A 25,661-nucleotide genomic window follows, 5' to 3' on the forward strand; every position below is an offset into this window, starting at 1 on the left:
TTTCCAATGGCCCGGCTGCGCAAGCTGTAGCCGGACCACGATGGAATCTTGACCTGACGCGGCGGACAACGGCGTCCGCCGCGCAGTGTGACAAAGGGGCGCAGCAGCATGTCCACGTTCGACGATCCGTTTGATGGCGACCGCAGTCTCGGGGCGGGCTGCGTTTGCGGCCAGCACCGTTCGGCGGGGGAGCACGAGCAGGCGGCGCTGCGCTGCGAGCCGGTCGAGAGCGAGGAGAAACGCTACGAGGGCGTGGTTGCGTCCGCGGTGATGCGGGCGATGTTTCCGCAGGATGTGGCACGGCGGGCGTTCCTGAAATCGGTCGGGGCCTCCACCGCACTGGCCGCGCTATCGCAGTTCTTTCCGCTTCGGACCGCAACCGAGGTGTTCGCGCAAACCGGCGCACCCGAGAAGAAGGACCTCAAGGTCGGCTTCATCCCGATCACCTGCGCCACGCCGATCATCATGGCGGCGCCGATGGGCTTCTATGCCAAGCACGGTCTCAACGTCGAGGTGGTCAAGACCGCCGGCTGGGCCGTGATCCGCGACAAGACCATCAACAAGGAATACGACGCCGCGCACATGCTCGCACCGATGCCGATCGCGATCTCGCTGGGCCTCGGTGCCAACGCGATTCCTTTTGCCGTGCCGGCGATCGAGAACATCAACGGGCAGGGCATCGTGCTGGCGGCCAAGCACAAGGACAAGCGCGACCCGAAGGACTGGAAGGGCCTGAAATTCGCCATTCCCTTCGACTATTCCATGCACAATTATCTGCTGCGCTATTATCTCGCCGAGCACGGGCTCGATCCCGATACCGACGTGCAGCTGCGCTCGGTGCCGCCGCCAGAGATGGTCGCCAATTTGCGTGCCGACAACATCGACGGCTTCCTCGCCCCCGACAACATCTGCCAGCGCGCGATCTATGACGGCGTCGGCTTCATGCATCTGTTGTCGAAGGAGATCTGGGACGGTCATCCCTGTTGCAGCTTCGCCGCCAGCCGCGAGTTCATCACGAGTGCGCCGAACAGCTTTGCGGCGCTGACCCGCGCCATCGTCGATGCCACGGCCTATGCCTCGAAAGCGGAGAACCGCAAGCAGATCGCGGAGGCCATCGCGCCCGCGAACTACATCAACGCGCCGGTGACGGTGCTGGAGCAGGTCCTGACCGGCACCTATGCCGACGGCCTCGGCGGGGTGAAGACCGATGCGAAACGCGTCGATTTCGATCCGTTCCCCTGGCAGTCCTTTGCGGTGTGGATGCTGACGCAGATGAAGCGCTGGGGCCAGATCAAGGGCGACGTCGACTACAAGGCGGTGGCCGAGCAGGTGTATCTGGCGACCGACACCAAGAAGCTGATGACCGAGATGGGCCTGTCGCCGCCGGCGAGCGCGTACAAGTCGTTTGCGGTGATGGGCAAGACCTTCGATCCCGCCAAGCCCGAGGATTACGTCGCGAGCTTCAAGATCAGGAAGGCGTCGTGATGATCTCCACTCTCGTGTCCCGGACGCGATGCAGCACGAAGTGGTGCATCNNGCACCACTTCGTGCTGCGCCGCGCCCGGGACACGGCGGAGTGTGAGATGACCTCCTCCCTCCGTCTCCGCGCCGGTCTCGTCTCCATCGCCTTGCTCGCCGCATTCCTCGGCGTCTGGCATCTCGCCACGCGCTCGACAGGCCCCGTCGCCACGATGAGCCCTGAATACGCCAAGCTGATGGGCCTGACCGCGACGCAGGGCAAATCGGCGATGCCCGGGCCGCTCGATGTCGGCGCCAAGTTGTGGGAGCACTTGAGGCGGCCGTTCTACGACAATGGGCCGAACGACAAGGGGCTCGGCATCCAGCTCGGATACTCCATCGCGCGGGTCGGCACCGGCTATCTGCTGGCGGTGCTGGTCGCGATCCCGCTCGGCTTTCTGATCGGCATGTCGCCGCTGCTGAGCAAGGCGCTCGATCCCTTCATCCAGGTGCTGAAGCCGATCTCGCCGCTGGCCTGGATGCCGCTCGCGCTCTACACCATCAAGGATTCCTCGATCTCGGCGATCTTCGTCATCTTCATCTGCTCGATCTGGCCGATGCTGCTCAATACCGTGTTCGGCGTCGCCAGCGTGCGCAAGGAATGGATCAACGTCGCGCGCACGCTCGAGGTCGGCACCGTCAGGCGGGCCTTCACCGTGATCCTCCCCGCGGCGGCGCCGACGATCCTGACCGGCATGCGCATCTCGATCGGCATCGCCTGGCTCGTCATCGTCGCCGCCGAAATGCTCGTCGGCGGCACCGGCATCGGCTATTTCGTCTGGAACGAGTGGAATAATCTGTCGATCACCAACGTGATCATCGCGATCCTGCTGATCGGGATCGTCGGCATGCTGCTCGACCAGATCCTGGCGCGCTTCACGCGCATGGTCACCTTTCCGGAGTAGAGGCCGTGACCGACAAGTTCATCTCCATCGAAGGCATCGCCAAACGCTATCCCGGTGCGAGCGGCGCCACGACCACGATCTTCGAGAACCTGTGGCTGTCGATGGCGCGGGGCGAGTTTGCTTGCGTGATCGGGCATTCCGGCTGCGGCAAGACCACCGTGCTCAACATCCTCGCCGGCCTCGATGCGACGAGCGAGGGCGCCGTCATCGTCGACGGGCAGGCGATTTCGGGCACCAGCCTCGACCGCGCCGTGATCTTCCAGAGCCACGCACTGTTGCCCTGGCGCACCGTGCTCGGCAATGTCGCCTATGCCGTGAGCTCGAAATGGCGGAGCTGGGACCGTGCCAAGGTGAGGGCGCACGCGCAGACCTTCATCGATCTCGTCGGGCTGACAGGTTCGGAGCACAAGCGCCCCTCGGAGCTGTCCGGCGGCATGAAGCAGCGCGTCGGCATCGCCCGCGCGCTCTCGATCACGCCGAAGATCATGCTGATGGACGAGCCGTTCTCGGCGCTGGACGCGCTGACGCGCGGCACGCTGCAGGACGAGGTGCGGCGCATTTGCCTGGAGACCGGGCAGACCGCATTCATGATCAGCCATGACGTCGACGAGGCGATCTATCTCGCCGACAAGATCTTCCTGATGACCAACGGGCCCGGCGCGGTGCTGGCCGAGGTCGTCGAGAACCCGCTGCCGAGGGATCGCGGCCGCACCGATCTGCACCGCCATCCGCTCTACTACGCGCTGCGCAACCACATCATCGATTTCCTGGTGACGCGCAGCAAGACGTTTACCGTCGAGACACCCGATCACGATCCGCGTAATGTGCTGCTGGTGCATATCGGCAAGCCCGGACTGACGATCGCGTCCAGTGGTGACGAGCAACGCCAGACCTGGACGCCCGGGACCAGTCCCGGACTGACTGCTTGAAAAGGAGACCCTGACATGAAACGCGAAGACCTCACCGAGAAGCTGCTCGACATCAAGCGCGAGAAGGGCTGGAGCTGGAAGCACATCTGCGAGAAGATCGGGGGGTATTCCGAGGTCCTCATCGTCGGCGCCATCCTCGGCCAGATGAAATTGACGAAACCGCAGGCTGCCAATGCCGGGGAGCTGTTCGGCCTGTCGAAGGCGGAAGTTGCGATGCTCAACGAGGTGCCGATGCGCGGCACCGGCACGCCGATGCCGCCGACCGATCCCCTGATCTATCGCTTCTACGAAATGGTGATGGTGAACGGCCCGGCCTGGAAGGCGCTGATCGAGGAAGAATTCGGCGACGGCATCATGTCGGCGATCGACTTCGACATGGCCATGGAGCGCGTCGCCAACCCGAAGGGCGACCGCGTCAAGATCACCATGAGCGGCAAATTCCTGCCGTACAAATATTACGGCGCCAGCGGCAACGTGCCGGAATACGGCTTCAAGGAGGAGTGACCGACGCAGTTAACCGCTGGTGAAGCGGCGGCCCGGTGTTTGCGGTCCATGGTTTGCCTGACGGCAACCTCTGGAGGCTAGGTAACGGGCCTCGCTTCAACCACAGGTACCCCTGATGAAATTTCGCTCGCGTTTTGTCTTGGCAGGCGTTGGTCTGCTGGTCGTGATTGCCCCCTCCAAGGCCCAGTCCCAGCGTGTCATCGCCGAGCAAGGCGGCGGGGGTCTGCGGCAGGAAGGATCGGTGCGTGTGCAGACTTCGATCAACTTCTTTGTCGCCGGTCCGACCGGGGACAGCGAGGAGGCCCAGAAACTGCGCGACCGCGCGCGCCGCACGGTCTATGAGATGGCGGCGCGCGAATGTGATCTCCTGCGCGAGGTGCTTGCCCGCGATTGCCGGATGGAGTCGGTCAACACCAACATCAACCGGCAGTTCGGACCGCAACAAGCGGAGGGATTCAATATCAGCGGATCGATGGGTTTTCAGATCACGCTAAAATAGAGCCAGACGGCGGGGTCACTTCCCCGCCTTCACCTCGGCGGCCGCCACCGCGAGCAGCTCGCTCATCTTGGCGCGAATCGCCTGCTCGGTGACGACGACGTTCTTGGCGGCGAAATCGGCCGTGATTTTGCGCAAGACGTCGGCATCGCCAGCCTCCTCGAAATCGGCCGCGACCACCTCCTTGGCATAGGCGGTGGCGGCATCGCCCGATATGCCGAGCTTTTCAGCCGCCCACAGCCCGAGCAGCCGGTTGCGGCGGGCCTCCGCCTTGAATTTCTGCTCCTCGTCGAGGGCGTATTTCTTCTCGAAACCTTCCTGACGCTTGTCGAACTCGCTCATGCCTTGTTCCAAATCCCCTGCTGAATGGAGCGGGAGCCTTCCGTTGCGGCGACCCGACTGCATGCCTACATAGATAGCACGAATCGGCAAAACAACGGGCCGTTAAGCCGCAGGCAAGATGGTATAAGTTGGTGCCGGACGGCCGGATCGATTGTGCTCGGTCAGCCAATCGGATAGGTTGCCTGGAGGCTTGGTTCCCGTTCTGTTTCCAAGGGTTATGGACGGGGTTCCGGGTCGTTCACGGCAGCTCCGCTGTGGGTCGTAAATCCTAGTAACCGGAGCACACCAAATACATGGATTTCAACAAAACACGGTACATCCCCATGAGCCGGCGGCGTCGCATTTATGAAGGCAAGGCAAAGGTTCTGTATGAAGGCCCGGAGCCCGGTACCCTGATCCAGCACTTCAAGGACGACGCGACCGCGTTCAATGCGAAAAAGCATCAGGTGATCGAGGGCAAGGGTGTCCTCAACAACCGGATCTCGGAGTACCTGTTTCAGCACCTCAACGACATCGGGGTGCCGACCCATTTCATCCGCCGCCTCAACATGCGCGAGCAATTGATTCGTGAGGTCGAGATCGTGCCGCTCGAGGTGGTGGTGCGGAACGTCGCCGCCGGCTCGCTGTCGCAGCGCCTCGGCATCGAGGAGGGCACGCAGCTGCCCCGTTCGATCATCGAATTCTACTACAAGAACGATCAGCTCAACGACCCCATGGTGTCGGAAGAGCACATCACGGCCTTCGGCTGGGCGACGCCCCAGGAGATCGACGACATCATGGCGCTTGCCATCCGTGTCAACGACTTCCTCACCGGCCTCTTCCTCGGCATCGGCATCCGCCTCGTCGACTTCAAGATGGAATGCGGACGCCTGTTCGAGAACGAGATGATGCGCATCATCGTCGCCGACGAGATCTCGCCGGATAGCTGCCGTCTGTGGGACATCAAGTCGAACGAGAAGCTCGACAAGGATCGTTTCCGCAGGGATCTCGGCGGCCTGCTCGAGGCCTATACTGAAGTTGCAAAACGTCTCGGCATCCTCATGGAGAACGAGCGTCCGCAGGGCTCCGGCCCGGTGCTGGTGAAGAGCTGAGGGGATTTTCGACGTGAAGGCACGTGTCACCGTTACCTTGAAGACGGGCATCCTCGATCCGCAAGGCAAGGCCATCGAAGGCGCGCTGAAGTCGCTCGGCGTCGACGGCGTCGCCAGCGTCCGCCAGGGCAAGGTGTTCGACATCGAGCTCGCCGGCGCCGACAAGACCAAGGCGGAAGCCGCGCTGAAGGAAGCCGCCGACAAGCTGCTGGCGAATACCGTGATCGAGAACTATCGGGTCGAAATCGTCTAGGCCTGTCCGCCATGGTAGCCCGGATTGCGCTTCGCTCCATCCGGGCTACGAAGCGATTTCCTCATAGCCATCCGGCGCGACGAAAACGCCAGTACAGCGCGGTGCACGCCGTCAGCATCACACCGAGCAGCATGTAATAGCCGTAGTCCCATTCCAGCTCCGGCATGTGCTTGAAGTTCATGCCGTAGATGCCGGCAAGCGCGGTCGGGATCGCGATGATCGCGAGCCAGGACGCGAGCTTCTTGGACACCGCCGTCTCCTGCGCCTGGCCGACCAGCAGGCTGGCCTCGAAGGCGAAAGCCAGCACCTCGCGCATGGAATCGATGCGCTCCTGGATGTTGCGGACGTGGTCGGTGACGTCGCGGAATAGCGGCTGCATGGCCTGCCGCACCATCGACAGCTCGTCATGCTCCAGCCGGCGGCAGACCTCCACCAGCGGCCCGATCGCGTTGCGCAGCCGCAACAGGTCGCGGCGCAGCATGTAGAGCCGCTCGATCTGGGCTTTGCTGATCGCCTTGGACAGCACGTCGTCCTCGATACCCTCGACTTCGTCGTGAATGCTCTCGAGCACGGGCGAGTAATTGTCGACGATGAAATCGAGGATCGCATAGAGAATGTAATCCTCGCCGCGGGCGAGCGCCCGCGGGCAGCTTTCGCAGCGTTCGCGCACCGGCGTGTAGGACGTCGAGGCGCCGTGGCGCACCGAGACCAGATAACCTTCGCCGATGAAGATGTGGGTCTCGCCGAAGACGATGCGGCCCTCGACCAGCTGCGCCGTCCGCGCCACGATGAACAGGGCTTCGCCATATTGCTCGATCTTGGGTCGCTGATGGGCGTGGTTGGCGTCCTCGATCGCGAGTTCGTGCAGGTCGAATTGCTTCTGCACCGCGCCGAGCAGCGCCATGTCGGGCTCGTGCAGGCCGATCCAGACCACGTGGCCGGGCTTGGCCCGCCAGCTCGAGGCCTCGCTGATGGCGATATTGGCGATGCGGCGGCCATCGACATAGGCGCCGGCGGCGACGACGCCCTCGGTGGACACGGGCTCGGAGGGGGACGTGGGCAGCGACGGGACGTTCATGGCTTCAATCCCGGGCAAGATCGTCGGGCAAAAGTGCCTCGGCTATGGCCTGTGTACAAGGCCGTCCGGCAAGGCTAGCACTGGTAAAATCCCCGTCAAATGGCTATGTCTCTTCGCGAATTGGCCCTTTGGCCAGCCCGATTCCCATCACCGTCGGAACTTTTGCCATGAAAGCCGCCATCCTCGTCTTTCCCGGAATCAACCGCGAACGCGACATGGCGCGTGCGCTGAGGATGATCTCGGGCAGCGAGCCGGCGATGGTCTGGCACGCCGAGACGGCGCTGCCTGCGGGCACGGATCTCGTGGTGGTGCCGGGCGGCTTTTCCTACGGCGACTATTTGCGCTGCGGCGCCATCGCGGCACGCGCGCCGGTGATGGATGCGGTGCGCGACTATGCGGCCAAGGGCGGCCTCGTGCTCGGCGTCTGCAACGGTTTTCAGATCCTCTGCGAGTCCGGCCTCTTGCCGGGCGTGCTGATGCGCAATGCGCGGCTGAAATTCATCTGTCATGACGTGCATCTGCGCGTCGAGCGTTCCGACACGCCGTTCACCCGCGGCTACAATGCCGGGCAGGTGATCCGCGTGCCGGTCGCCCATGGGGAAGGCAATTACGAGGCGGATGAAGAGACCATCAAGCGGCTCGAAGGCGAGGGGCGGGTGCTCTATCGCTACTGTTCCGCCGACGGTGTGGTGGACGACGACAGCAACATCAACGGCGCGGCGCATTCGATCGCCGGCATCGTCAACGACAAGGGCAACGTGCTCGGCATGATGCCGCATCCGGAAAACCACGTCGAAGACATCATGGGCTGCACCGACGGCCGCGGCCTGTTCGCGGGCCTGACCGCGCATCTGGAAAAAGCCGCGTGATTGCGTTCGCGGTGAAGCGGGCTCTCGCTGCGATCGCGGCGCTGTCGCTCGCGTCATTTTCGCTCGCGACGGCCGCGTTCGCGCAGGATTATCCAAAGCGTCCGATCACCATGATCGTGCCGTTCGCGGCCGGCGGCACCTCGGACGTGATCGCGCGCGCGGTGGCCGAGCAGATGGGCATCGCGCTCGGCCAGACCATCGTGATCGAGAACGTTGCCGGGGCCGGCGGTTCGACCGCGCTGGCGCGCGCCTCCCGCGCCGAGCCCGATGGCTACACCATCGCAATCGGCAATGCCGGTACCAATGCCGCGACCTACACGATCTATCCCAAGCTTCCGTTCACGCCGGAGTCTTTCGTGCCGATCGCCATGGTGGCGAAGACGTTCGGCATCGTCGCGCTGCGCAAGGATTTTCCGGCGAAGGACCTCAAGGAGTTCATCGCCTACGCCAAGGCCAATCCCGGCAAGATCAATCTCGGCCATGCCGGCGTCGGCTCCTCGAACTATCTGATCTGCAAGAGCTTCGTCACCGCCGCCGGGATCGACGCGACGCTGGTCGGCTATCGCGGCGCCGCGCCTGCGCTCACTGACGCGGTCGGCAGCCAGATCGACGGCGTCTGCGATGCGGCGGCCTCGGTCTCGCAGTCGATCAACGAGAAACTGGTAAAGGGGCTGGTGGTCGGCTCGACCGTGCGGCTCGCTACGCTGCCGGACCTGCCGACCTCGGCGGAAGCGGGCCTGCCCGAATTCGAGGCACAGGGCTGGAACGGCCTGTTCGCGCCCAAGGGCACGCCGCCGGCCGTGATTGCCAAGCTGAACGCCGCGGCGCGCACGGCGGTGGAGACCGACGCGGTGAAGAAGCGCTTTGCCGACCTGTCGACCGTTGCGCCCGATGCCAATGAGCATACGCCGGAGCTGCTGCAGCAGCTCGTGACACGCGACGTCGAAAAATATCGGAAAATGCTGGCGGACGACGCCAAGTAATAGCGTCTCGCGCTACCGCAGCTTCAACCGCTCCGCCGGCACCGTCATCGCGGCCACACCCGCCATCACCAGCACTAGCCCCAGCGCCAGGTTCGACGGCACGCTCTCGCCGAGCAGCAGCACGGAGAGGCCGACGCCGATCGGGATGCGCAAGTACCCTTGCGCGTTGGTGGTCAGCGTGCCGAGCCGGCCGAGGCAGACGTAGAACAGCATCAGGCCCAGCGCGCTCGACACGATGCCCATGACGGTGGTGGCGATGATCGCGGTCGAGGTCGGCTGCAGAGTCCAGGGCTGATCGATGATCAGCGAGGGCGGCAGCAGGATGAGACCGCCGAACAATAGCGAGCCGGCCGCCACCACCATCGGGTCGTATTGGGAGAGGCGAAGGCCGAAGATCGTTGCGCAGGCAAACGAGATGGTGGCGAGCAGGATCGCGATCTCCGCCACGATCTCGCTGCCGAAGCCGCGCAGTGCATCGAGGCCGACGATGAGAATCGTGCCGGCGAGGCCGAGGATCGCGCCGGCGAGCTTGAGCAGCGTTGCCGGCTCATGCCGCGTGATCAGCGAGGTGATCAGGAAGGCGAAGATCGGCGTCGTCGAGGCCAGCACCACGGTGTTCGACGCCGGCACATAGAGCTGCGACCAGGTGATGATCAGGAACGGAAAGGTCGAATTGATCAGCTGCTGGGTCGCGAACAGCTTCCACGCCTTCGCGTCGGTCGGGACCCTGATGCCGCGCATCCACAGGATCGCGAACAGGAAGGCCGCCGCGATCAGCGAGCGTGCCGAGATGAAGGTGATGGGCGGGATGGTGGGAAGCGCCAGCTTGGCCAGCGGATAGGTCGAGCTCCAGCAGCAGGCGAGCGCGAGCAGCAGCGCATAGTCGCGCCAGCTGCGTGCGCCGGTTGCGGGCAGGGAGGGCAACGGCGATGCGACGGAGGCCGTCGTGCGACCTGTCCCTGATGTGCTCTGCGGCACCTTGTTCCTGCTCCCCGGCGCGATAGCGCTTGCCGGGAAGTCTGGGCGAGGGCGCGCGAAAAGGGAAGGCGCCGAGCTATGCGTTTGGCTGAGGTAGCGCCTTCCGCTTCATCCGCTTGATCGTGCCGGAAAAGGTCAGCAGCACCCGCGTCCCCGACATCATCTTGCCGCGCAGGAAGATCAGCGAGCCGCCGGCGCGGGTGACCTCGCCGGTGCATTCGATCAGCTCGCCCTCGCGTGCCGCGTCGAGGAATTCGCAGGCGAAGTTGGTCGTCACCGCCCGGCTGTCCAGGACATGGGTGGCGATCGCAAACAGCGAGTAGTCGGCAAAGGCCATGTAGCAGCCGCCATGGACGTTCCCGGAGCCGTTGAGGTGCTTTTTCTCGACCCGGAAGGCGCTGCGGACGTTGCCGTCGGCCTCGATCCGGTGCCAGAAGGGGCCGACATGGGCTTCAAAACTGTCGCGAATCCATGTCCGCCAGCCCACAAATTCGCCCTCGGTGGCGACGTGGAGGTCGGGGCGGCGGGGCGGGGGCGTTTTGGTCAATTCGTGCAAGGAAATGGGCCTTCAATTGCGGGTCTTCAGCCCTTAAATCCGATCCGTCCGCGCCGTGCAATTCCTGTTCCCGCCGTCCCCGCCTGCAAAACGTGGGACAGTGGGAAAATGGGCCATAAAGGGCTTTTCGCGAGCCCCGGATGTTCCTAAGAACGGCCAAACCGCCGCCGAAAGCCCCTGAAGCCATGAAGAACGAACCCAAGATCACCCCCGAACTGGTTGCCGCCCACGGGCTCAAGCCCGACGAATACGAGCGCATCCTGAAGCTGATCGGGCGGGAGCCGACCTTCACCGAGCTCGGCATCTTCTCGGCGATGTGGAACGAGCACTGCTCGTACAAATCCTCGCGCATCCATCTCAAGGGCCTGCCGACCAAGGCGCCCTGGGTGATCCAGGGCCCCGGCGAGAATGCCGGTGTGATCGACATCGGTGACGGCCAGGCCGTGGTCTTCAAGATGGAGAGCCACAACCATCCGAGCTACATCGAGCCCTACCAGGGAGCCACCACCGGAGTCGGCGGCATCTTGCGCGACGTCTTCACGATGGGCGCGCGTCCCATCGCCTGCCTCAATGCGCTCAGCTTCGGCGCGCCCGAGCATGCCAGGACGCGGCATCTGGTCTCCGGCGTCGTGGCCGGGGTCGGCGGCTACGGCAATTCCTTCGGCGTGCCGACGGTGGGGGGCCAGGTGCGCTTCCACACCCGCTATGACGGCAACATCCTCGTCAACGCGATGGCCGTCGGGCTCGCCGACACCGACAAGATCTTTTATGCCGCCGCCTCCGGCGTGAACATGCCGATCGTCTATCTCGGCTCCAAGACGGGGCGCGACGGCATCCACGGCGCCTCGATGGCCTCGGCCGAGTTCGACGACAAGTCCGAGGAGAAGCGCCCGACCGTGCAGGTCGGTGATCCCTTTGCCGAAAAACTGCTGCTCGAGGCGTGCCTGGAGATCATGGAGAAGGGTTGCGTCATCGCGATCCAGGACATGGGCGCGGCGGGCCTGACCTGCTCGGCGGTCGAGATGGGCGCCAAGGGCGACCTCGGCGTCGACCTCGATCTCGACGCGGTGCCGACCCGCGAGACCGGGATGAGCGCCTACGAGATGATGCTCTCGGAAAGCCAGGAGCGCATGCTCATGGTGCTCAAGCCCGAGAAGGAAAAGGAAGCCGAGGCGATCTTCAAGAAGTGGGGCCTGGACTTCGCCGTGGTCGGCTACACCACGCCGAGCAAGCGTTTCGTGGTCAAGCATGGCGGCGACGTCATGGCCGATCTGCCGATCAAGGAACTCGGCGACGAGGCGCCGCTCTACGACCGCCCGCATGTTCCCTCCGCCGCGCTGCCGGTCGTGCATGCCCGCGAGGTGCCGGCGCCGATGGGCGTAGGTAGCGCGCTGGAGAAGCTGATCGGCACGCCCGACATGTGCTCTAAGCGCTGGGTCTGGGAGCAGTACGACCACGTCATCCTCGGCAACACCATGCAGCGTCCCGGCGGCGATGCCGCCGTGGTGCGCATCGAGGACGGGCCGAAGGGGCTTGCGCTGACCGTCGACGTCACGCCGCGCTATTGCGAGGCGGACCCGTTCGAAGGCGGCAAGCAGGCGGTGGCGGAAGCCTGGCGCAACATCACCGCGGTCGGCGGCAAGCCGCTCGCGATCACCGACAACCTCAACTTCGGCAACCCTGAACGGCCCGAGATCATGGGCCAGTTCGTCGGCTGCCTGAAGGGCATCTCGGAAGCCTGCCGCACGCTCGACTTCCCGGTCGTCTCCGGCAACGTCTCGCTCTACAACGAGACCAACGGCCGCGCGATCCTCCCCACGCCTTCGATCGGCGGCGTCGGCCTGCTCGACGATTTCACCAAATCGGCCTCGCTCGCCTTCAAGGCCGAGGGCGAAGCGATCCTCCTGGTCGGCGAGACCCATGGCTGGCTCGGCCAGTCCGTCTACCTGCGCGACATTTGCGGCCGCGAGGAGGGCGCGCCGCCGCCGGTCGATCTCGCCGCCGAGAAGCGCAACGGCGATTGCGTGCGCGGCATGATCCATGGCGGCACCGCGACCGCCGTGCACGACCTCTCCGACGGCGGCCTTCTGATCGCGCTGGCCGAGATGGCGATGGCGAGCGGCATCGGGGCCAAGCTGCTGGCGGCGCCGACTTCACTGGTCTCGCAGGCCTATTGGTTTGGCGAGGATCAGGCGCGCTATCTCGTCACCGTGCCGGAGACCGAAGCCGGCCGCGTGCTCGCCAAGATGCGTGGCTGCGAAGTGCCCTGCGTGCGAATCGGCACCACCGGCGGCGATGCGATCGCGATCGCCGGCGAGGCGCCTGTCACGATCGATGCCCTGCGCAAGTCGTTCGAGCGCTGGCTGCCGGAGTATATGGGCGGCAAGGCGGCCTGAGGCGGGGCCGCGAACTCAGTCCCGTAGCCCGGATGAGCGCAGCGACATCCGGGTCTTTGCTGGCACTGTTTCCCGGATATCGCTGCGCTCATCCGGGCTACGGGTGCCCAGCCTCACAACACGTGCGACGCGCCCGGTATCCTCCGCAACGCCGCCGTCAGGCCCCAGCTCACGATCACCGTGAGCACGAGGCCGATCGCGGCCTTCACGATCGCAGGCCACGCAAAGTCGAACAGCGCGTACTGGATCCACAGCGCAATCGGGTAGTGCACCAGGAAGATGCCATAGGCATCCGCCTGCATGCGGTCGAGCAGGGTCGGCCCCGGTGCCTTCGAATACAGGAAGAAGGCGAGGATCGCGAGCAGGATCGAGGCCGAGAACAGCACGAAGAACGTGCCGTAGAACACGTGGTACCAGTGCGGCAGGTGATCGGGATTCCCGAGGATCTCGCGCTTGATGTAGATCATGCACCACATCAGGCAGTAGGGGATCAGCGTGACGATCACCCATAGCCAGCGCTGCTTCGGCAACTGGCCGTCGGCGCTGAGGATGCCGCGATCGAAATTCGCCGAACCGACGCTGGCGCCGATGAAGAAGTAGCTGAAGTAGAGCAGGATCCGGCTCGCCTGCACCGAGAACGGTCCGAACTCGAACCATTTGTTGGTACCGAAATAGAGCAGCGCAGGCAGATAGACGATGACGCTTACGGCGACGAGCATCAGCCAGAACACGGCCGGCTGCTGAAATCCACGCAACGAGATGCGGTTGCCGGGATCGACCAGATGCGCCGAGACCCGGTAGAGCAGGCTTGCGGTCAGGTCGAAGGCGAGCAGCACCCACACGAACCAGATCGGGCCGCTCGGCCATGGGCCCGACGTCACCGTCTTCCACCAGAACGCGGCGAAGGTCAGCTCGGGCTCGGCCCGTAGCGCGATGGCGTAATAGGCGAGCGGGATGACGGTGAGGGCCGCGATCGCGAACGGCAGCCCGAGCCGCAGCAGGCGGTCACGCAAAAAGACCGACGGTGCCTTGCGCGCGATGCCGGGCCAGGTGAACAGGCCCGACAGGAAGAAGAACATCGCCATGAAGAAGCTGTCGGTGGCGAGCACGATCATGTCGAAACCGGCAAAGGAGGCCGGATCGGTGTGACCGAAATGCGTGTAGGGGATCACCGCATGATGCAGCAGCACCACGAGGGTCAGGAAGGTGCGGGCGCGATCGAGCGACAAATTGCGCGCTTTGGTTTTCGGCGCGGCGTGTGCCTCCGCGCCGATCGTCGCTGAATCTGCCATCGTCATCATGTCGCCCCGCGCTCCTGCCCCGGGCGGGACTGTGCCGCCGCGAGCCGGATTCAGCAAGGCTCCTTTGCGCCGTAGTTGAGGCCCGATTTGAGCCCCGACTCAAGGCCCGACTTGGGTGCTGACACCCTTAGGAACCAGCTCCGCGCAGCGAAGTTAGCGTCCGCCAAAGGGCTGATGGCCGCGACGAGCGGCACAATTCGGAGCTGGCAATGACGATCCTGAAATGGGCGTTGATCTTCCTTCTTGTCTCGATCGTGGCCGGCGTGCTCGGCTTCAGCGGCATTTCGGCCGTCTCCGCCGATATCGCCCGCTTCCTGTTCTACGTCTTCGTCGTGATCTTCCTGGTGTTGCTGATACTTGGGCTCACGATCTTCAGGGCGTAGCCGGGCCGCTGCACCAGTCTTCAGTGGGCTGCGAACGGCATGACGCGGGCCATCAGCTCGGCCAAGAATTCATCAGGCCGATCGAACGGAATGAAATGGTCGCCGCCGCGAATCCGAGCAAATTCCTTGTGCGGGGCGGTGATCTCCCTGAAATATTGCTCGGCGGGTTCGCTCGGCGTGACGCCATCCGCATCGCCCTCAATGAAGAACATCGGGATCGAAAATTCGAACCCGATCGAGGCCATGTCGCTCTGAAACATCGGCCCGTTCCGTCCCGTCAGGTGCTTTGCTGAGAAGGCGGCGCCCCTCCGCCAATTGTACAGATCAAGCAGCGAGACATCCGGCATGAAGAGCGGCGGGATGGGACCGGCGAGCTGGAAGCCGTCGGCGAGCGGCAGCCCCAGCACATTGCTCCATTTGTCCGCAATCAGGCGATTTTCCGGGGTGAGGACCGGCTGCGAAGCGATCGGCGCCAATTCGGCCAGCGCCTCCTTGTTGGTGGCCGCTACCGCAAGCCGTTGCAGACGCGCGATCGTGAGTTCGAAGGCCTTCTCGAAGGTCGCCCTGCCGACCACCTGGCCCGTGCCGACATAAGCCGAGAATAGATCCGGACGCTGCTTCGCCATTCGAATCCCCAGGAATGAGCCCCAGGAATGCCCGACCAGGACGATCTTGTCCTTGTGCAAATGCGTGCGCAGGTACTCGGCCAGTTCGATGCCGTCTTGCGTCATCCGCTCCAGTGTCATCGTGGGACCGAGCGCGTCTCCAGCCGCGCCAAAAGTGCGGCCGGTGCCGCGCTGGTCCCACTGCACGACGGTGAAGTGCTTTTCCCAGGGGCGCCAACCCGAGGAGATCGGCAAAGTCGTCCCCCCGGGTCCGCCGTGGACGAACAGGAGCACCGGATTATCTCGATCCTCGCCGCGGATCTGGATCCACTGTTTGATGCCGCCGATATCGATGAACTCTGCCTCCTGCATGCCTGCAGGAGAGCGGATCGCGAGAGTTTGGGCAGCAAGGTGCTGACGATAGGCACGAAAACCCAGTCCGGCAGCGGTCAGCACAACGAGGACGCTGGCCAACCCCAGCAACGAGACCCCAATCAGTCTTGCGGCCTTGCGCGGCATCTCGTGCCTTGTGTCGACTGGACGGAGGCGATCCAGGATCGCCCCGGCGTTACAGCGCCGTGGGCCTACCCCACTTCCTCGATCTTCACCTTATCCGGGTAGAAGGCGAGATGGCCGGAAATCTCGCTCATCGCGGGAAAGGGCGTCTCGTAGGTCCAGATCGCATTGTCCAGCACCTTGCCGTCGGCCTTTACGCTGTAATAGCTCGCATCCCCCTTGTAGGGGCAGTGGGTGACGCGGTCGGTACGCGCCAGCAAGGCCATGTTGGTGTCCTCCCGCGGCACATATTGCACCGCCGGATATTTGGCCTCCTTCAGCGTCAGCGCCTTGCTGGTCTCGGCGATCACGATGTCGCCGGCGGTCACACGGACGCGCCGGGGATTTTGGGTGATGGTGATGGGATGGTCGGGCCCTGGAAGCTTCATGATTTCACGCCTTTTCGATCAATCTGCCGCGCGCGGCACTTTGTCGTGCCTTTATCCTGATGGGATCATGGATATAGTGCCGGAAAGCGTGACGCAGAAGTCCGTTCACGCTAAGTTTGGCGCTGCCGGCGAGGGGACCCCGGCAGCGATTCGAGACCACAAGGAGCGAGACCCGAATGCCCATGGACGCCCACGATATCGAGGCGATGATCAAGGCGGCGATCCCCGATGCCGAGGTGACCATCCGTGACCTCGCCGGCGACGGCGATCACTATGCCGCGACCGTGATCTCGGAATCCTTCCGCGGCAAATCCCGCGTCCAGCAGCACCAGATCGTCTATCAGTCCCTGCGCGGCCAGATGGGCGGCGTGCTGCACGCGCTGGCGCTGCAAACCGGCGTGCCGGGCGCCTGACCTGATCGCGCGACGGGAGACGACGATGGCTGCGGACAATTCTCGCGGCGCGATGTTCCGCGTCATCGTGCCGAACCAGCACAGCCGCGTCACCAATGTCGAGCTGTTCTTCGATCTCGTCTTCGTCTTTGCCGTCACGCAGGTGTCGCATACGCTGCTGCACCATTTCACGCCGCTCGGCGCGGTGCACGTCACGGTGCTGTTTCTCGCGGTGTGGTGGGTGTGGGTCTACACCGCCTGGGTCACCAACTGGCTCAATCCCGAGCTGACCCCGGTCCGCGTCATGCTCTTCCTGATGATGCTGGGCGGGCTGGTGCTGTCGACGACGATCCCGACCGCTTTCGAAGGGCGGGGCCTGTGGTTTGCGATCGCGTACGCGGCGATGCAGGTCGGGCGCACCGCCTTCTGGCTGTTCGCAACGCCGCGGCATCGGACCGCGGTCCGCCACAACGCGATCCGCATTCTGAGCTGGCTCTCGATCTCCGCGGTGCTGTGGATCGCGGGCGGCCTGTCCGAAGGCGAGACGCGGCTATGGCTGTGGATTGCGGCAGTCACGTGGGAATACGTCTCGCCGGCGGCCCGCTTCTGGGTTCCCAAACTCGGCTTCTCGTCGGTCGAGGCCTGGGCCGTCGAGGGCGGCCACATGGCCGAGCGCTGCTCCCTCTTCGTCATCATCGCGCTCGGCGAAGCCGTCGTCGTCAACGGCGCGACCTTTGCCGAGCTGGACTGGACCGCGGACAACATCATGGCCTTCGTCTCCGCACTGGTCGGCGCCATCGCGATGTGGTGGGTCTATTTCCACAAGGGCGCCGAGGCCGGCTCCGAGCGCATATCGAAGTCCGCCGAATCCGGCCGCCTGGCGCGGCTCGCCTACACCTATCTGCATATGCCGATCATCGCCGGCATCATCCTCACCGCGGTCTCGGACGAGCTGGTGCTGAAGCACCCGACCGGTCATTCCGATATGCGGACGATCGTGAGCACGATCGGCGGACCCCTGGTGTTCCTGGTCGGCACCGTCCTGTTCAAGCACGCGATCCGCGGCTTCCTCCAGCTTTCCCACGGCATCGGCATCTTCCTGCTGCTGGTGCTGTGGTGGTTCGCCGGCGACCTTCCGCCGCTCTGGCTATCGGTCGCGACGAGCACGATCATGATCATGGTCGCGGTGTGGGAATCGGTGTCGCTCGGATCTGCTCCGGAAGAGGCCGAAGAGCATTGAACCACGCGCGGTGGCGCGGCGCGTTTACTCCGCCACCTCCAGCGCGTGCACCGAGAACATCCTGGCCGCATCCGTCCAGCTCTCGCGCACCCGCCAGCCGGCGCCCTGTGCCAGCGCGGCGAAACGCTCGAGGCTGTATTTGTAGCTGTTCTCGGTGTGGATGCTCTCGCCGGGGCGGAACGAGAAGCTGGTGCCGAGCAGGCGCACGGTCTGGCTCTTCTTGCTGATCAGGTGCATCTCGATACGGTGCCGCTCGCGATTGTAGACCGCGCGGTGGGTGAAGGCGGAGAGGTCGAAATTGCCGCCGAGCTCGCGGTTGATCCGCACCAGCACATTGAGGTTGAAGCGCGCGGTGACGCCGGCCGCATCATTGTAGGCATCGTGCAGCACCCGCTCGTCCTTTTCGAGGTCGGCGCCGATGATCATCTGCGCGCCCCGACCCAGGATCGCGCGCGCGCTCTTCAGGAAAGCCTGGGCTTCTTGCGGCTCGAAATTGCCGATGGTCGAGCCGGGGAAGAAGCCGACCTTGGGCATCGAGGCGACCTGCTTGGGCAGCTCGAACGGCGTGGTGAAATCGGCAGCCACCGGATAGATGCCGAGCGAGGGAAAATCGCGCTTCAGGCCGTTCGCCTGCGCCTTGAGGAAGTCACCGGAGATGTCCACGGGGACATAGGCCGCAAACCTGCAATGGTTCAGCAGCAGGCGGACCTTCGTCGTCGCGCCCGCGCCGAACTCGACCAGCGCGGCATGCTCCGGAATGATCTTCGCGATCTCGCTGCCACGATCCTTCAGGATCGAGAGTTCGGTCCGCGTCGGATAATATTCCGGCAGGCGCGTGATCGCCTCGAACAGCTCCGATCCGGTCGCGTCGTAGAAATACTTCGGCGACAGTGTTTTCGGCTGCTGCGAGAGGTCCTTGATGGCCTCGCGGGCGAAGGCGGTGGTCTGCTCGTCGGGAAGATGGGCTTCGGCCAAAGCGCTGGCGTGCACATTCATGATACTCTCCTGAACGCGCTGTCCGGCGCGCATGTGTCGTCGGAAATGTTAGTCGTAATCGGCGAGCCGCAGTCCGGTGAACTGCCAGCGGTGGTGCGGATAGAAGAAGTTGCGATAAGTGATACGGCTGTGGCCCTCCGGAGTTGCAAGCGAGGAGCCTCGCAGCACCAGCTGGTTGACCATGAACTTGCCGTTGTACTCGCCGAGCGCGCCTTCGATCGCGCGGTAGCCCGGGTAGGGCGCGTACGAACTGCGGGTCCATTGCCAGACGATGCCGAAGGCATCGTTGAGCTGGCCGGCGCGGGCCGCGACCTCCCACTCCATCTCGGTCGGCAGATGCTTGCCGGCCCAGCGTGCGAAGGCGTCGGCTTCATAGTAGCTGATATGACAGACCGGCGCGGTGGGATCGACCGGCTTCACACCGGCCAGCGTCATCACCTGCCATGCGCCATCGACCTCGCGCCAATGGCCCGGGGCCTGCCAGTCTTCCTTGCTGGCCGCGGCAAAGCCGTCCATCAGCCACAGTGTTGCGGTCCGGTAGCCGCCGTCCTGCATGAAGTCGAGCCATTCGGCATTGGTGACGAGATTGCGGGCGACCTTGACCGGGCCGACCAGGGCGCGATGCGCCGGCTTCTCATTGTCGAAATGAAAGCTGTCGTCGACATGGCCGACGGTGTGGATGCCCTCGTTCAGCGTCAGCCAGTCATCGCCGGCGCGCGTCGCGGCCGGAAAGCGCCAGTCCGGGTCATAGGCCGGATAGACCGGGTTCTGCGCGAAGGCGTGCAGGATGTCCGTGAACATCAATTCCTGGTGCTGCTGCTCGTGGTTGAGCCCGACCTCGACCAGCGGTGCGATCGCGCGAAGCTTGTCCGCGCCGGTCTCGCGGAAGAATTTGACGACGGCCGCATCGACGTAGTTGCGATAGGCGCCGACCTCGTTTGCGCCGGGACGGGTGATATCACCGCGATGATTGCGCGCGTGACGCGGGCCGGCACTGACGTAATAGGAATTGAACAGGAATGCGAAATCGGGGTGGAAGGGCCGGTAGCCGGCCGCGTGCTCGCCGAGCAGAAATTGCTCCCAGAACCAGGTGGTATGGGCCCGGTGCCATTTCGTCGGGCTCGCATCGGGCATGGACTGGATCTGCTGGTCCTCCGGCGACAGTGGTGCGGCCCTGCGTTCGGTCTCGTTGCGGACGGCGAGAAAAGCATCTTCCAGCCGCTGGGCGAGGTTACCGGCGGAGGACAGTGACGAAAGCGAGGGGGCGGCCGTAGCGGAGGCTTGTTTCGTCACGTTTTTCTCCAGACAGGACAAGAGAACGTTGTTGGCGTTGCCCGGTTCCAAAACCTGGGTTCGTCCTAGATAGGGGCTCCGTTACGGTATGAAAGTCCTCCCCGGCGATGATATTGATGTCATCAGCCTATGGATCCGGCTGGGGGCAAACCGGCCAGCGGGGGGCGTGTCGCCGCCATTTTACTTTGGATGCACAACGGTTTGGGCTACATATATGGGCATGTATCGGGTTAGATCGGCTGAGCCAGCCCGAATTGATTGGTGAGGGCTCCGCCCCAGAAGGACATGGAAATGAGCATCGAGGAATTCATCGCCAACGAAGTGAAGTCGAACGACGTGGTTCTGTTCATGAAGGGCACGCCGCAATTTCCGCAGTGCGGTTTCTCCGGCCAGGTCGTCCAGATCCTCGACCACATCGGCGTCGGCTATAAGGGCCTCAACGTTCTCGAATCCGCCGAACTGCGCAACGGCATCAAGACCTTCTCCAACTGGCCGACCATCCCGCAGCTCTATGTGAAGGGCGAGTTCGTGGGTGGCTGCGACATCATCCGCGAGATGTTCCAGGCCGGCGAATTGCAGCAGCTTTTCACTGAGAAGGGCGTCGTCGTCGCGGCTTGATAGGTGATCCAGCTGACGCGCCGGATCGGCGGCGCCGAGCTCGAGGTCATTGTCGCAGACATCACAACGCTGAGCGTTGACGCCATCGTCAACGCGGCCAACACGTCGCTCCTTGGTGGGGGCGGCGTGGATGGTGCGATCCATCGGGCGGCAGGACCCGATCTGGTCGCCGAATGCCGCATGCTCCACGGCTGCAAGGCGGGCGATGCCAAGATCACCAAGGGCTACCGGCTCAAGGCTGCCCATGTGATCCACACCGTCGGACCGGTCTGGAATGGCGGTACCCTCGGCGAGGATGACCTGCTCGCCTCCTGTTATCGCCGCTCGATGGAGCTGTGCGGGAAGCACAAGCTGACCTCGGTGGCATTCCCCGCGATTTCGACCGGCATTTTCCGCTTTCCCGCCGACCGGGCGGCCGATATCGCCGTTCGTACGACAATCGAAGGGCTCGCTACGGCGCCATCCGTGGCCCGCGTGGTGTTCTGCTGCTTCGCCGAGCCGAGCGCCAAACTCCATGCCGAGGCACTTGCGCGACACGCCAGCCCTTGTGCCCACTGACGCGGTCAGTACACTCCGCCGGACCATGTTCCGGGGAGGGGATATGATTTCAGGTATTGGACTGCGTGCGCTGGTCTGCGGCGCGCTGGTGTCCCTGGGTGCGGTGTCGTTCGCACGGGCAGAGGGCACCTACGAGATTCCGGCCGGCGCGCATTTCAATCAGGACAAGCTCGGCAAGATCAGCGAATTCTTCAAGAACGAGGTTGCGACCGGCAAGATCGCCGGTGCGACCGTGCTGATCCGGCAGCACGGCAAACCGGTCTATCACGAAGCCTTCGGCGTGCAGGACGTGGTCAGCAAGGCGCCGATTACGGACAAGACGATCTTCCGCCTGTTCTCGATGTCCAAGGCGATCACTTCGGTGGTCGCGATGCAATTGCTCGAGGACGGCAAGATCAAGTTGGATGATCCTGTCTCGAAGTACATTCCGTCCTTCGCCAACGTGAAGGTCGGGGTCGAGAAGAAGGCCGAGGACGGCACCAAGTCGCTCGAGCTGGTGCCGCCGAACAGGCCGATGACGGTGCACGATTTGATGACGCACACATCGGGCATCACCTATGGCTTCTACGGCGACAGCCTGGTCCGCAAGGCCTATCGCGACGCCAACATCTACGCCGGCGATTTCGACCTCGCCGAGTTCGCCGAGCGCATCGCCAAGCTGCCGCTGCACAACCAGCCGGGCGCGCTCTGGCAATACGGCCATTCCACCGACGTGCTGGCACGCGTGATGGAGATCACGGCCGGCAAGCCGCTGATCGACATCATGCGCGAGAAGCTGCTCGATCCGCTCGGCATGGTCGACACCGGCTTTTTCGTCACCGCCCCCGAGAAGCAGAAGCTGCTGGCGCAGCCGGTGCCGAACGACAGCGACTTCCGGGTCGGCCGGATCAATGATCCGACCGTGGTCAAGAAGATCCAGTTCGCCAGCGGCGGCATGGTGACGACCATGGCCGATTATGAGCGCTTCGCGCAGATGCTGCTCAACGGCGGCAGCCTCGACGGCAAGACCATTCTCAAGCCCGAGACGTTCAAGCTGATGACGACCGATCAGCTCGGCCCCAAATCGGGCGTCGATCGCGACTATTTCTACTTCCCCGGCGACGGTTTCGGCTTCGGCCTAGGGCTTGCGGTGCGCACCGATCCCGGCAACGCCAAGCCGCCGCCGCCCGGCGATCTCGGCGAGTTGAAATGGGACGGCGCCTCCGGCTGTTATTTCGTGATCGATCCCAAGCAGGACATGTTCTTCGTGCTTCTGGAGCAGACCCCGACCGAGCGCCAGCGCGTGCAGCGGACACTGAAGCAGCTGGTCTATGAAGCCATGGAAAAGTGACATGTTCGGGCGCCGCGCGTTCATCGCGGCGCTCGTACTTCTGGTCGGGGTGGTCGGTGCGAAGGCCGGCTCCGAAGGACGCTCCGCCCGCACTCTCTCGGCCGAAGGGCTGGCGAAGGTTTCCGATTACATCCGGAACGAGGTCGCCACCGGCAAGATCCCCGGCGCCATCCTGCTGCTCCAGCAGCACGGCAAGCCCATTTATCACGAGAATTTCGGCGTCCGCGACGCCGCCACCGGAATCCCGATGAGCGCGGACACGATCTTCCGCCTCTATTCGATGTCGAAGCCGATCACGTCCGTCATGGCGATGATGCTGGTCGAGGAAGGCAAGCTCGCGCTCGATGATCCCGTCGCAAGGTACGTTCCGGTCTTTGCCGGCATGAAGGTCGGCGTCGAGAAGAAGGCGGAGGACGGCAAGGTTTCACTGGCACTGGAGCCGCAGGCGCATCCGGTGACGATCAAGGATCTGCTGCGCCACACCGCGGGGCTGCCTTACGGTTCTTCTGGCGGCGGCGCCGTGCGCGAGCTCTATGCTGCCGCCAACCTCTTCAATGGCGATGTTTCCAACGCCGATTTCGTCGCGAAGCTCGCGGCGCTGCCGCTCGCCGAGCAGCCGGCCACGCTGTGGGATTACGGCTTTGCCACCGACGTGCTCGGCCGCGTCGTCGAAATCGTCTCTGGCAAGACGCTGCTGCATTTCGAGAAGGAGCGGCTGCTCGACCCGCTCGGCATGACGGAGACGGCGTTCTACGTCACTGACCCCGCCAAATTCCCGCGCATCGCCGAACCGATGCCGGACGATCGCAACATCAATCCAGCGACGCCGGTTCGCGACATCAGGCGCCCGGCGATTTGGCAATCGGGCGGCGCCGGCATGGTCGGCACCGTCGGTGATTACGCCCGTTTCGCCCAGATGCTGCTCAACGGCGGGACCTATGACGGGCGGCGCTATCTCAAGCCCGAGACCATCGCGCTGATGGCGTCGGATCATGTCGGCCCCGAAACCAGGATCGCGCGCGACCAGAGCTATTATCCGGGCGGCAGCTCCGGCTTCGGCCTCGGCTTTGCGGTGCGCACTTCGGTGCCGCCGGGGACGTCATGGCCGCTTGGCGAATATCGCTGGGACGGCGTCGGCGGCACCTTCTTCTTCATCGATCCCGAAGACGATCTGTTCGGGATCTTCATGGTGCAGACCCCGTCGCAGCGCGGCCGGATCCAGCTGGCGCTGAAGACGCTGATCTATCAGGCGATGGGGCGGTGATCGCAGCCTACTTGTAGCCCGCATGGAGCGCAGCGTAATCCGGGCGACAAGAGCTACGCCCCGCGCACGATCTCTCTGACGTACCCGATCGTCTCCTCGATCTGGCTCGCATCGACGTCGAGATGGGTGCAGGCGCGGATGCGGCCGTCCATCATCGCAAGCGTCACGCCGCGCTGGCGCAGCGCTGCAACCATCTTGTCGCCAGCAATGCCGGCGCCGTCTGGCTTGAAGAACACGAGATTGGTCTCGGGCTCCTGCACCTCGACGCCGGGGATCTGCGACAGGCCGCGGGCGAGCGCGCGCGCATTGGCGTGGTCGTCGGCGAGGCGGTCGACGTGATGGTCGAGCGCGTAGATGCAGGCGGCGGCACAGATTCCGGCCTGCCGCATCGAGCCGCCGAGGCGCTGCTTCCACTGCCAGACCGCGTCGATGAAGGCACGCGAGCCCGCGAGCACGCCGCCGATCGGCGCGCCCAGCCCCTTGGAGAAATCGATCCAGGCCGAATCCCAGCCGGCGGTCATGTCGCGCGGGGAGATGCCGCTGGCGACGGTGGCGTTGAGCAGGCGCGCACCGTCCATGTGAGTGACGAGGCCGTGCTGTTTCGCGATCGCGACGATCTCGTCGAGCGCGGCCTTCTTCCAGATCGTGCCGCCGCCGATATTGGCGGTCTGCTCGACGCTGACGACGGTCTGCGGCGGCTGGTAGCGCGTGCGCGGGTGCAGAGCTTTCCGGAACGTCTCCGGCGTGAACTGGCCGTCGGGGCCCTTCAACTGGGTGACTTGGAAGCCGCCGATCGCGGCATGCGCGCCGCCTTCGCGGGCGATGATGTGCGCGGTCTCATGCGCCAAAATCTCGTCGCCGGGACGGCAATGCACCAGCGTCGCCGTCACGTTGCACATCGTGCCCGAGGGCATATAGACCGCGGCCTCCTTGCCGAGCAGATCCGCCACGCGCTCGCACAGCGCGTTCACGGTCGGATCGTCGCCGACCTGCTCGTCACCGACCTCAGCTCGGGCCATCGCCTCGCGCATCCCAGCCGTCGGTTTCGTCTGCGTGTCCGAGAGCAGATTGATGCGCACCGGCGGCGCCTTGGGATCGATCGGGGGAGGGGTGTAGAGCATGCGACGCCTCCTGCAGGCATGACGGCCACTGAAGTGTGGCTCTTAAGCAAAAAGGCCCCGGCGAACCGGGGCCTTTCGATATTCAGATCTTAGCGCGAATAGAATTCGACGACCAGATGCGGCTCCATCTGCACCGGGAACGGCACGTCGGAGAGGCCGGGGATGCGGATGTATTTTGCGGTCATCTTGCCATGGTCGACTTCGAGATAGTCGGGCGTGTCGCGCTCGGGGAGCTGGCTCGCTTCCAGCACGTGGGCGAGCTGCTTGGAGGCTTCCTTGACCTCGATCACGTCGCCGACCTTGAGCTGATAGCTCGAGATGTTGACCTTGCGGCCGTTCACCTTGATGTGGCCGTGGTTGATGAACTGGCGGGCGGCGAAGATCGTCGAGACGAACTTGGCACGGTACACGACCGCGTCGAGACGACGCTCCAGGAGGCCGATCAGGTTCTCGCCGGTGTCACCCTTGAGGCGGCTCGCCTCGACATAGATGCCGTGGAACTGGCGCTCGGAAATGTTGGCGTAGTAGCCCTTCAGCTTCTGCTTGGCGCGCAGCTGCACGCCGAAGTCCGAGAGCTTGCCCTTGCGGCGTTGGCCGTGCTGGCCGGGGCCGTACTCGCGGCGGTTCACGGGGCTCTTCGGGCGGCCCCAGATGTTCTGGCCCATACGGCGATCGAGTTTGTACTTCGCCTCACTGCGCTTAGTCATCGCGTCCTCTT

General features: G+C 64.2%; 28 protein-coding genes. 17 read left to right on the forward strand and 11 right to left on the reverse strand.

Annotation, left to right across the window (positions count from 1 at the left end):
• Positions 1-108: 108 nt before the first annotated feature.
• The 5 genes from AABA84_RS17300 to AABA84_RS17320 all read left to right on the forward strand — a co-directional run bounded on the left by AABA84_RS17300 (position 109) and on the right by AABA84_RS17320 (position 4,355).
• Positions 109-1,485 (forward strand): CmpA/NrtA family ABC transporter substrate-binding protein, encoded by a 1,377-nt coding sequence (locus AABA84_RS17300; RefSeq protein WP_212251788.1) that lies wholly within the window; start codon positions 109-111, stop codon positions 1,483-1,485.
• A 98-nt stretch (positions 1,486-1,583) separates the two neighbouring features.
• Positions 1,584-2,423 (forward strand): nitrate ABC transporter permease, encoded by an 840-nt coding sequence (gene ntrB, locus AABA84_RS17305; RefSeq protein ID WP_338312581.1) that lies wholly within the window; start codon positions 1,584-1,586, stop codon positions 2,421-2,423.
• A 5-nt stretch (positions 2,424-2,428) separates the two neighbouring features.
• On the forward strand, positions 2,429-3,352 hold the full coding sequence (locus AABA84_RS17310; protein ID WP_338312582.1) for an ABC transporter ATP-binding protein: 924 nt from the start codon (positions 2,429-2,431) through the stop codon (positions 3,350-3,352).
• 15 nt (positions 3,353-3,367) lie between these two features.
• Positions 3,368-3,856: a cyanase gene (gene cynS, locus AABA84_RS17315; protein ID WP_142251064.1), complete on the forward strand. Its 489-nt coding sequence runs from the start codon at positions 3,368-3,370 to the stop codon at positions 3,854-3,856.
• Positions 3,857-3,971: 115 nt separating this feature from the next.
• Positions 3,972-4,355: a hypothetical protein gene (locus tag AABA84_RS17320; protein WP_338312583.1), complete on the forward strand. Its 384-nt coding sequence runs from the start codon at positions 3,972-3,974 to the stop codon at positions 4,353-4,355.
• Between the two features lie 15 nt (positions 4,356-4,370).
• On the opposite strand, the gene AABA84_RS17325 is transcribed toward AABA84_RS17320, so the two are convergent.
• Positions 4,371-4,694, reverse strand: a complete 324-nt coding sequence (locus AABA84_RS17325; protein ID WP_212251780.1) for a DUF1476 domain-containing protein — start codon at positions 4,692-4,694, stop codon at positions 4,371-4,373.
• 323 nt (positions 4,695-5,017) lie between these two features.
• Here AABA84_RS17325 and purC point away from each other — a divergent pair, with 323 nt between their 5' ends.
• Both purC and purS read left to right on the forward strand, forming a co-directional pair.
• Positions 5,018-5,785, forward strand: a complete 768-nt coding sequence (gene purC / locus AABA84_RS17330) for a phosphoribosylaminoimidazolesuccinocarboxamide synthase (protein ID WP_173015815.1) — start codon at positions 5,018-5,020, stop codon at positions 5,783-5,785.
• A 13-nt stretch (positions 5,786-5,798) separates the two neighbouring features.
• On the forward strand, positions 5,799-6,038 hold the full coding sequence (gene purS / locus AABA84_RS17335) for a phosphoribosylformylglycinamidine synthase subunit PurS (RefSeq protein WP_028142840.1): 240 nt from the start codon (positions 5,799-5,801) through the stop codon (positions 6,036-6,038).
• Between the two features lie 61 nt (positions 6,039-6,099).
• Here the strand turns inward: purS and AABA84_RS17340 are convergent, their stop codons facing one another.
• Positions 6,100-7,116: a magnesium and cobalt transport protein CorA gene (locus tag AABA84_RS17340; protein ID WP_338312584.1), complete on the reverse strand. Its 1,017-nt coding sequence runs from the start codon at positions 7,114-7,116 to the stop codon at positions 6,100-6,102.
• A gap of 167 nt (positions 7,117-7,283) precedes the next feature.
• On the opposite strand from AABA84_RS17340, the gene purQ reads away from it, so the two are divergent.
• Both purQ and AABA84_RS17350 read left to right on the forward strand, forming a co-directional pair.
• Positions 7,284-7,985 carry a phosphoribosylformylglycinamidine synthase subunit PurQ gene (gene purQ / locus AABA84_RS17345; RefSeq protein WP_212251777.1) on the forward strand — a complete coding sequence of 234 codons (702 nt, stop codon included), beginning with the start codon at positions 7,284-7,286 and terminating at the stop codon, positions 7,983-7,985.
• Positions 7,982-8,968: a tripartite tricarboxylate transporter substrate binding protein BugD gene (locus AABA84_RS17350; RefSeq protein WP_338312585.1), complete on the forward strand. Its 987-nt coding sequence runs from the start codon at positions 7,982-7,984 to the stop codon at positions 8,966-8,968. The genes purQ and AABA84_RS17350 overlap by 4 nt, the downstream gene beginning before the upstream one ends.
• 12 nt (positions 8,969-8,980) lie before the next feature.
• Here the strand turns inward: AABA84_RS17350 and AABA84_RS17355 are convergent, their stop codons facing one another.
• Entirely contained in the window at positions 8,981-9,946 is a 966-nt protein-coding gene (locus AABA84_RS17355; RefSeq protein ID WP_338312586.1) for a DMT family transporter, read from the reverse strand.
• 76 nt (positions 9,947-10,022) lie between these two features.
• Complete coding sequence (locus AABA84_RS17360) at positions 10,023-10,502, reverse strand: PaaI family thioesterase (RefSeq protein WP_338312587.1); 480 nt, start codon at positions 10,500-10,502, stop codon at positions 10,023-10,025.
• 185 nt (positions 10,503-10,687) lie between these two features.
• Between AABA84_RS17360 and purL the strand changes: the two genes are divergently transcribed.
• A complete protein-coding gene (gene purL, locus AABA84_RS17365; RefSeq protein WP_212251826.1) occupies positions 10,688-12,898 on the forward strand; it encodes a phosphoribosylformylglycinamidine synthase subunit PurL in 2,211 nt (736 codons plus the stop codon).
• A 113-nt stretch (positions 12,899-13,011) separates the two neighbouring features.
• On the opposite strand, the gene AABA84_RS17370 is transcribed toward purL, so the two are convergent.
• Entirely contained in the window at positions 13,012-14,199 is a 1,188-nt protein-coding gene (locus tag AABA84_RS17370; protein ID WP_338312588.1) for an acyltransferase family protein, read from the reverse strand.
• 209 nt (positions 14,200-14,408) lie between these two features.
• Here AABA84_RS17370 and AABA84_RS17375 point away from each other — a divergent pair, with 209 nt between their 5' ends.
• Positions 14,409-14,582, forward strand: coding sequence for a DUF1328 domain-containing protein (locus tag AABA84_RS17375; protein WP_028142852.1), 174 nt, complete (start codon positions 14,409-14,411; stop codon positions 14,580-14,582).
• 20 nt (positions 14,583-14,602) lie between these two features.
• Here AABA84_RS17375 and AABA84_RS17380 read toward each other — a convergent pair whose 3' ends face one another.
• Together AABA84_RS17380 and AABA84_RS17385 are read right to left on the reverse strand one after the other, a co-directional pair.
• Positions 14,603-15,706: an alpha/beta fold hydrolase gene (locus tag AABA84_RS17380; protein ID WP_338312589.1), complete on the reverse strand. Its 1,104-nt coding sequence runs from the start codon at positions 15,704-15,706 to the stop codon at positions 14,603-14,605.
• Positions 15,707-15,771: 65 nt separating this feature from the next.
• Entirely contained in the window at positions 15,772-16,131 is a 360-nt protein-coding gene (locus AABA84_RS17385; protein ID WP_212251766.1) for a DUF427 domain-containing protein, read from the reverse strand.
• A 176-nt stretch (positions 16,132-16,307) separates the two neighbouring features.
• Between AABA84_RS17385 and AABA84_RS17390 the strand changes: the two genes are divergently transcribed.
• Both AABA84_RS17390 and AABA84_RS17395 read left to right on the forward strand, forming a co-directional pair.
• Positions 16,308-16,544 (forward strand): BolA family protein, encoded by a 237-nt coding sequence (locus AABA84_RS17390; RefSeq protein ID WP_018316584.1) that lies wholly within the window; start codon positions 16,308-16,310, stop codon positions 16,542-16,544.
• Between the two features lie 25 nt (positions 16,545-16,569).
• Positions 16,570-17,763 carry a low temperature requirement protein A gene (locus tag AABA84_RS17395; protein WP_338312590.1) on the forward strand — a complete coding sequence of 398 codons (1,194 nt, stop codon included), beginning with the start codon at positions 16,570-16,572 and terminating at the stop codon, positions 17,761-17,763.
• 24 nt (positions 17,764-17,787) lie between these two features.
• On the opposite strand, the gene egtD is transcribed toward AABA84_RS17395, so the two are convergent.
• Positions 17,788-18,759: an L-histidine N(alpha)-methyltransferase gene (gene egtD, locus AABA84_RS17400; protein WP_212251762.1), complete on the reverse strand. Its 972-nt coding sequence runs from the start codon at positions 18,757-18,759 to the stop codon at positions 17,788-17,790.
• A 48-nt stretch (positions 18,760-18,807) separates the two neighbouring features.
• Positions 18,808-20,103 (reverse strand): ergothioneine biosynthesis protein EgtB, encoded by a 1,296-nt coding sequence (gene egtB / locus AABA84_RS17405; RefSeq protein WP_338312591.1) that lies wholly within the window; start codon positions 20,101-20,103, stop codon positions 18,808-18,810.
• 240 nt (positions 20,104-20,343) lie between these two features.
• Here egtB and grxD point away from each other — a divergent pair, with 240 nt between their 5' ends.
• From grxD to AABA84_RS17425, 4 genes are read left to right on the forward strand one after another with little or no spacing between them, the layout of a single operon-like run.
• The gene (gene grxD / locus AABA84_RS17410; protein WP_091965898.1) at positions 20,344-20,670 is read left to right on the forward strand and encodes a Grx4 family monothiol glutaredoxin; all 327 of its coding nucleotides are present in this window, start codon (positions 20,344-20,346) and stop codon (positions 20,668-20,670) included.
• Between the two features lie 3 nt (positions 20,671-20,673).
• Positions 20,674-21,228, forward strand: a complete 555-nt coding sequence (locus AABA84_RS17415; protein WP_338312592.1) for an O-acetyl-ADP-ribose deacetylase — start codon at positions 20,674-20,676, stop codon at positions 21,226-21,228.
• A gap of 43 nt (positions 21,229-21,271) precedes the next feature.
• Entirely contained in the window at positions 21,272-22,558 is a 1,287-nt protein-coding gene (locus AABA84_RS17420) for a serine hydrolase domain-containing protein (protein WP_338306474.1), read from the forward strand.
• A gap of 1 nt (position 22,559) precedes the next feature.
• Positions 22,560-23,822 carry a serine hydrolase domain-containing protein gene (locus tag AABA84_RS17425; protein WP_338312593.1) on the forward strand — a complete coding sequence of 421 codons (1,263 nt, stop codon included), beginning with the start codon at positions 22,560-22,562 and terminating at the stop codon, positions 23,820-23,822.
• A gap of 53 nt (positions 23,823-23,875) precedes the next feature.
• On the opposite strand, the gene AABA84_RS17430 is transcribed toward AABA84_RS17425, so the two are convergent.
• Complete coding sequence (locus tag AABA84_RS17430) at positions 23,876-24,943, reverse strand: threonine aldolase family protein (protein ID WP_338312594.1); 1,068 nt, start codon at positions 24,941-24,943, stop codon at positions 23,876-23,878.
• Positions 24,944-25,032: 89 nt separating this feature from the next.
• On the reverse strand, positions 25,033-25,650 hold the full coding sequence (rpsD, locus tag AABA84_RS17435) for a 30S ribosomal protein S4 (protein WP_212282272.1): 618 nt from the start codon (positions 25,648-25,650) through the stop codon (positions 25,033-25,035).
• Between the last annotated feature and the right edge of the window lie 11 nt (positions 25,651-25,661).

It is taken from the genome of Bradyrhizobium sp. TM239 (assembly GCF_036247985.1).
GTDB classification, from domain to species: Bacteria; Pseudomonadota; Alphaproteobacteria; order Rhizobiales; family Xanthobacteraceae; genus Bradyrhizobium; species Bradyrhizobium ottawaense.

What these genes read in the sequence shown, in the direction of transcription:
- AABA84_RS17300 (WP_212251788.1), top strand. Translation starts at nt 109, where the DNA reads ATGTCCACGTTCGACGATCCGTTTGATGGCGACCGCAGTCTCGGGGCG.
- ntrB (WP_338312581.1), top strand. Translation starts at nt 1,584, where the DNA reads ATGACCTCCTCCCTCCGTCTCCGCGCCGGTCTCGTCTCCATCGCCTTG.
- cynS (WP_142251064.1), top strand. Translation starts at nt 3,368, where the DNA reads ATGAAACGCGAAGACCTCACCGAGAAGCTGCTCGACATCAAGCGCGAG.
- AABA84_RS17320 (WP_338312583.1), top strand. Translation starts at nt 3,972, where the DNA reads ATGAAATTTCGCTCGCGTTTTGTCTTGGCAGGCGTTGGTCTGCTGGTC.
- AABA84_RS17325 (WP_212251780.1), bottom strand. Translation starts at nt 4,694, where the DNA reads ATGAGCGAGTTCGACAAGCGTCAGGAAGGTTTCGAGAAGAAATACGCC.
- purC (WP_173015815.1), top strand. Translation starts at nt 5,018, where the DNA reads ATGAGCCGGCGGCGTCGCATTTATGAAGGCAAGGCAAAGGTTCTGTAT.
- AABA84_RS17340 (WP_338312584.1), bottom strand. Translation starts at nt 7,116, where the DNA reads ATGAACGTCCCGTCGCTGCCCACGTCCCCCTCCGAGCCCGTGTCCACC.
- purQ (WP_212251777.1), top strand. Translation starts at nt 7,284, where the DNA reads ATGAAAGCCGCCATCCTCGTCTTTCCCGGAATCAACCGCGAACGCGAC.
- purL (WP_212251826.1), top strand. Translation starts at nt 10,688, where the DNA reads ATGAAGAACGAACCCAAGATCACCCCCGAACTGGTTGCCGCCCACGGG.
- AABA84_RS17370 (WP_338312588.1), bottom strand. Translation starts at nt 14,199, where the DNA reads ATGATGACGATGGCAGATTCAGCGACGATCGGCGCGGAGGCACACGCC.
- AABA84_RS17375 (WP_028142852.1), top strand. Translation starts at nt 14,409, where the DNA reads ATGACGATCCTGAAATGGGCGTTGATCTTCCTTCTTGTCTCGATCGTG.
- AABA84_RS17380 (WP_338312589.1), bottom strand. Translation starts at nt 15,706, where the DNA reads ATGCCGCGCAAGGCCGCAAGACTGATTGGGGTCTCGTTGCTGGGGTTG.
- AABA84_RS17385 (WP_212251766.1), bottom strand. Translation starts at nt 16,131, where the DNA reads ATGAAGCTTCCAGGGCCCGACCATCCCATCACCATCACCCAAAATCCC.
- AABA84_RS17390 (WP_018316584.1), top strand. Translation starts at nt 16,308, where the DNA reads ATGCCCATGGACGCCCACGATATCGAGGCGATGATCAAGGCGGCGATC.
- AABA84_RS17395 (WP_338312590.1), top strand. Translation starts at nt 16,570, where the DNA reads ATGGCTGCGGACAATTCTCGCGGCGCGATGTTCCGCGTCATCGTGCCG.
- egtD (WP_212251762.1), bottom strand. Translation starts at nt 18,759, where the DNA reads ATGAATGTGCACGCCAGCGCTTTGGCCGAAGCCCATCTTCCCGACGAG.
- grxD (WP_091965898.1), top strand. Translation starts at nt 20,344, where the DNA reads ATGAGCATCGAGGAATTCATCGCCAACGAAGTGAAGTCGAACGACGTG.
- AABA84_RS17420 (WP_338306474.1), top strand. Translation starts at nt 21,272, where the DNA reads ATGATTTCAGGTATTGGACTGCGTGCGCTGGTCTGCGGCGCGCTGGTG.
- AABA84_RS17425 (WP_338312593.1), top strand. Translation starts at nt 22,560, where the DNA reads ATGTTCGGGCGCCGCGCGTTCATCGCGGCGCTCGTACTTCTGGTCGGG.
- AABA84_RS17430 (WP_338312594.1), bottom strand. Translation starts at nt 24,943, where the DNA reads ATGCTCTACACCCCTCCCCCGATCGATCCCAAGGCGCCGCCGGTGCGC.
- rpsD (WP_212282272.1), bottom strand. Translation starts at nt 25,650, where the DNA reads ATGACTAAGCGCAGTGAGGCGAAGTACAAACTCGATCGCCGTATGGGC.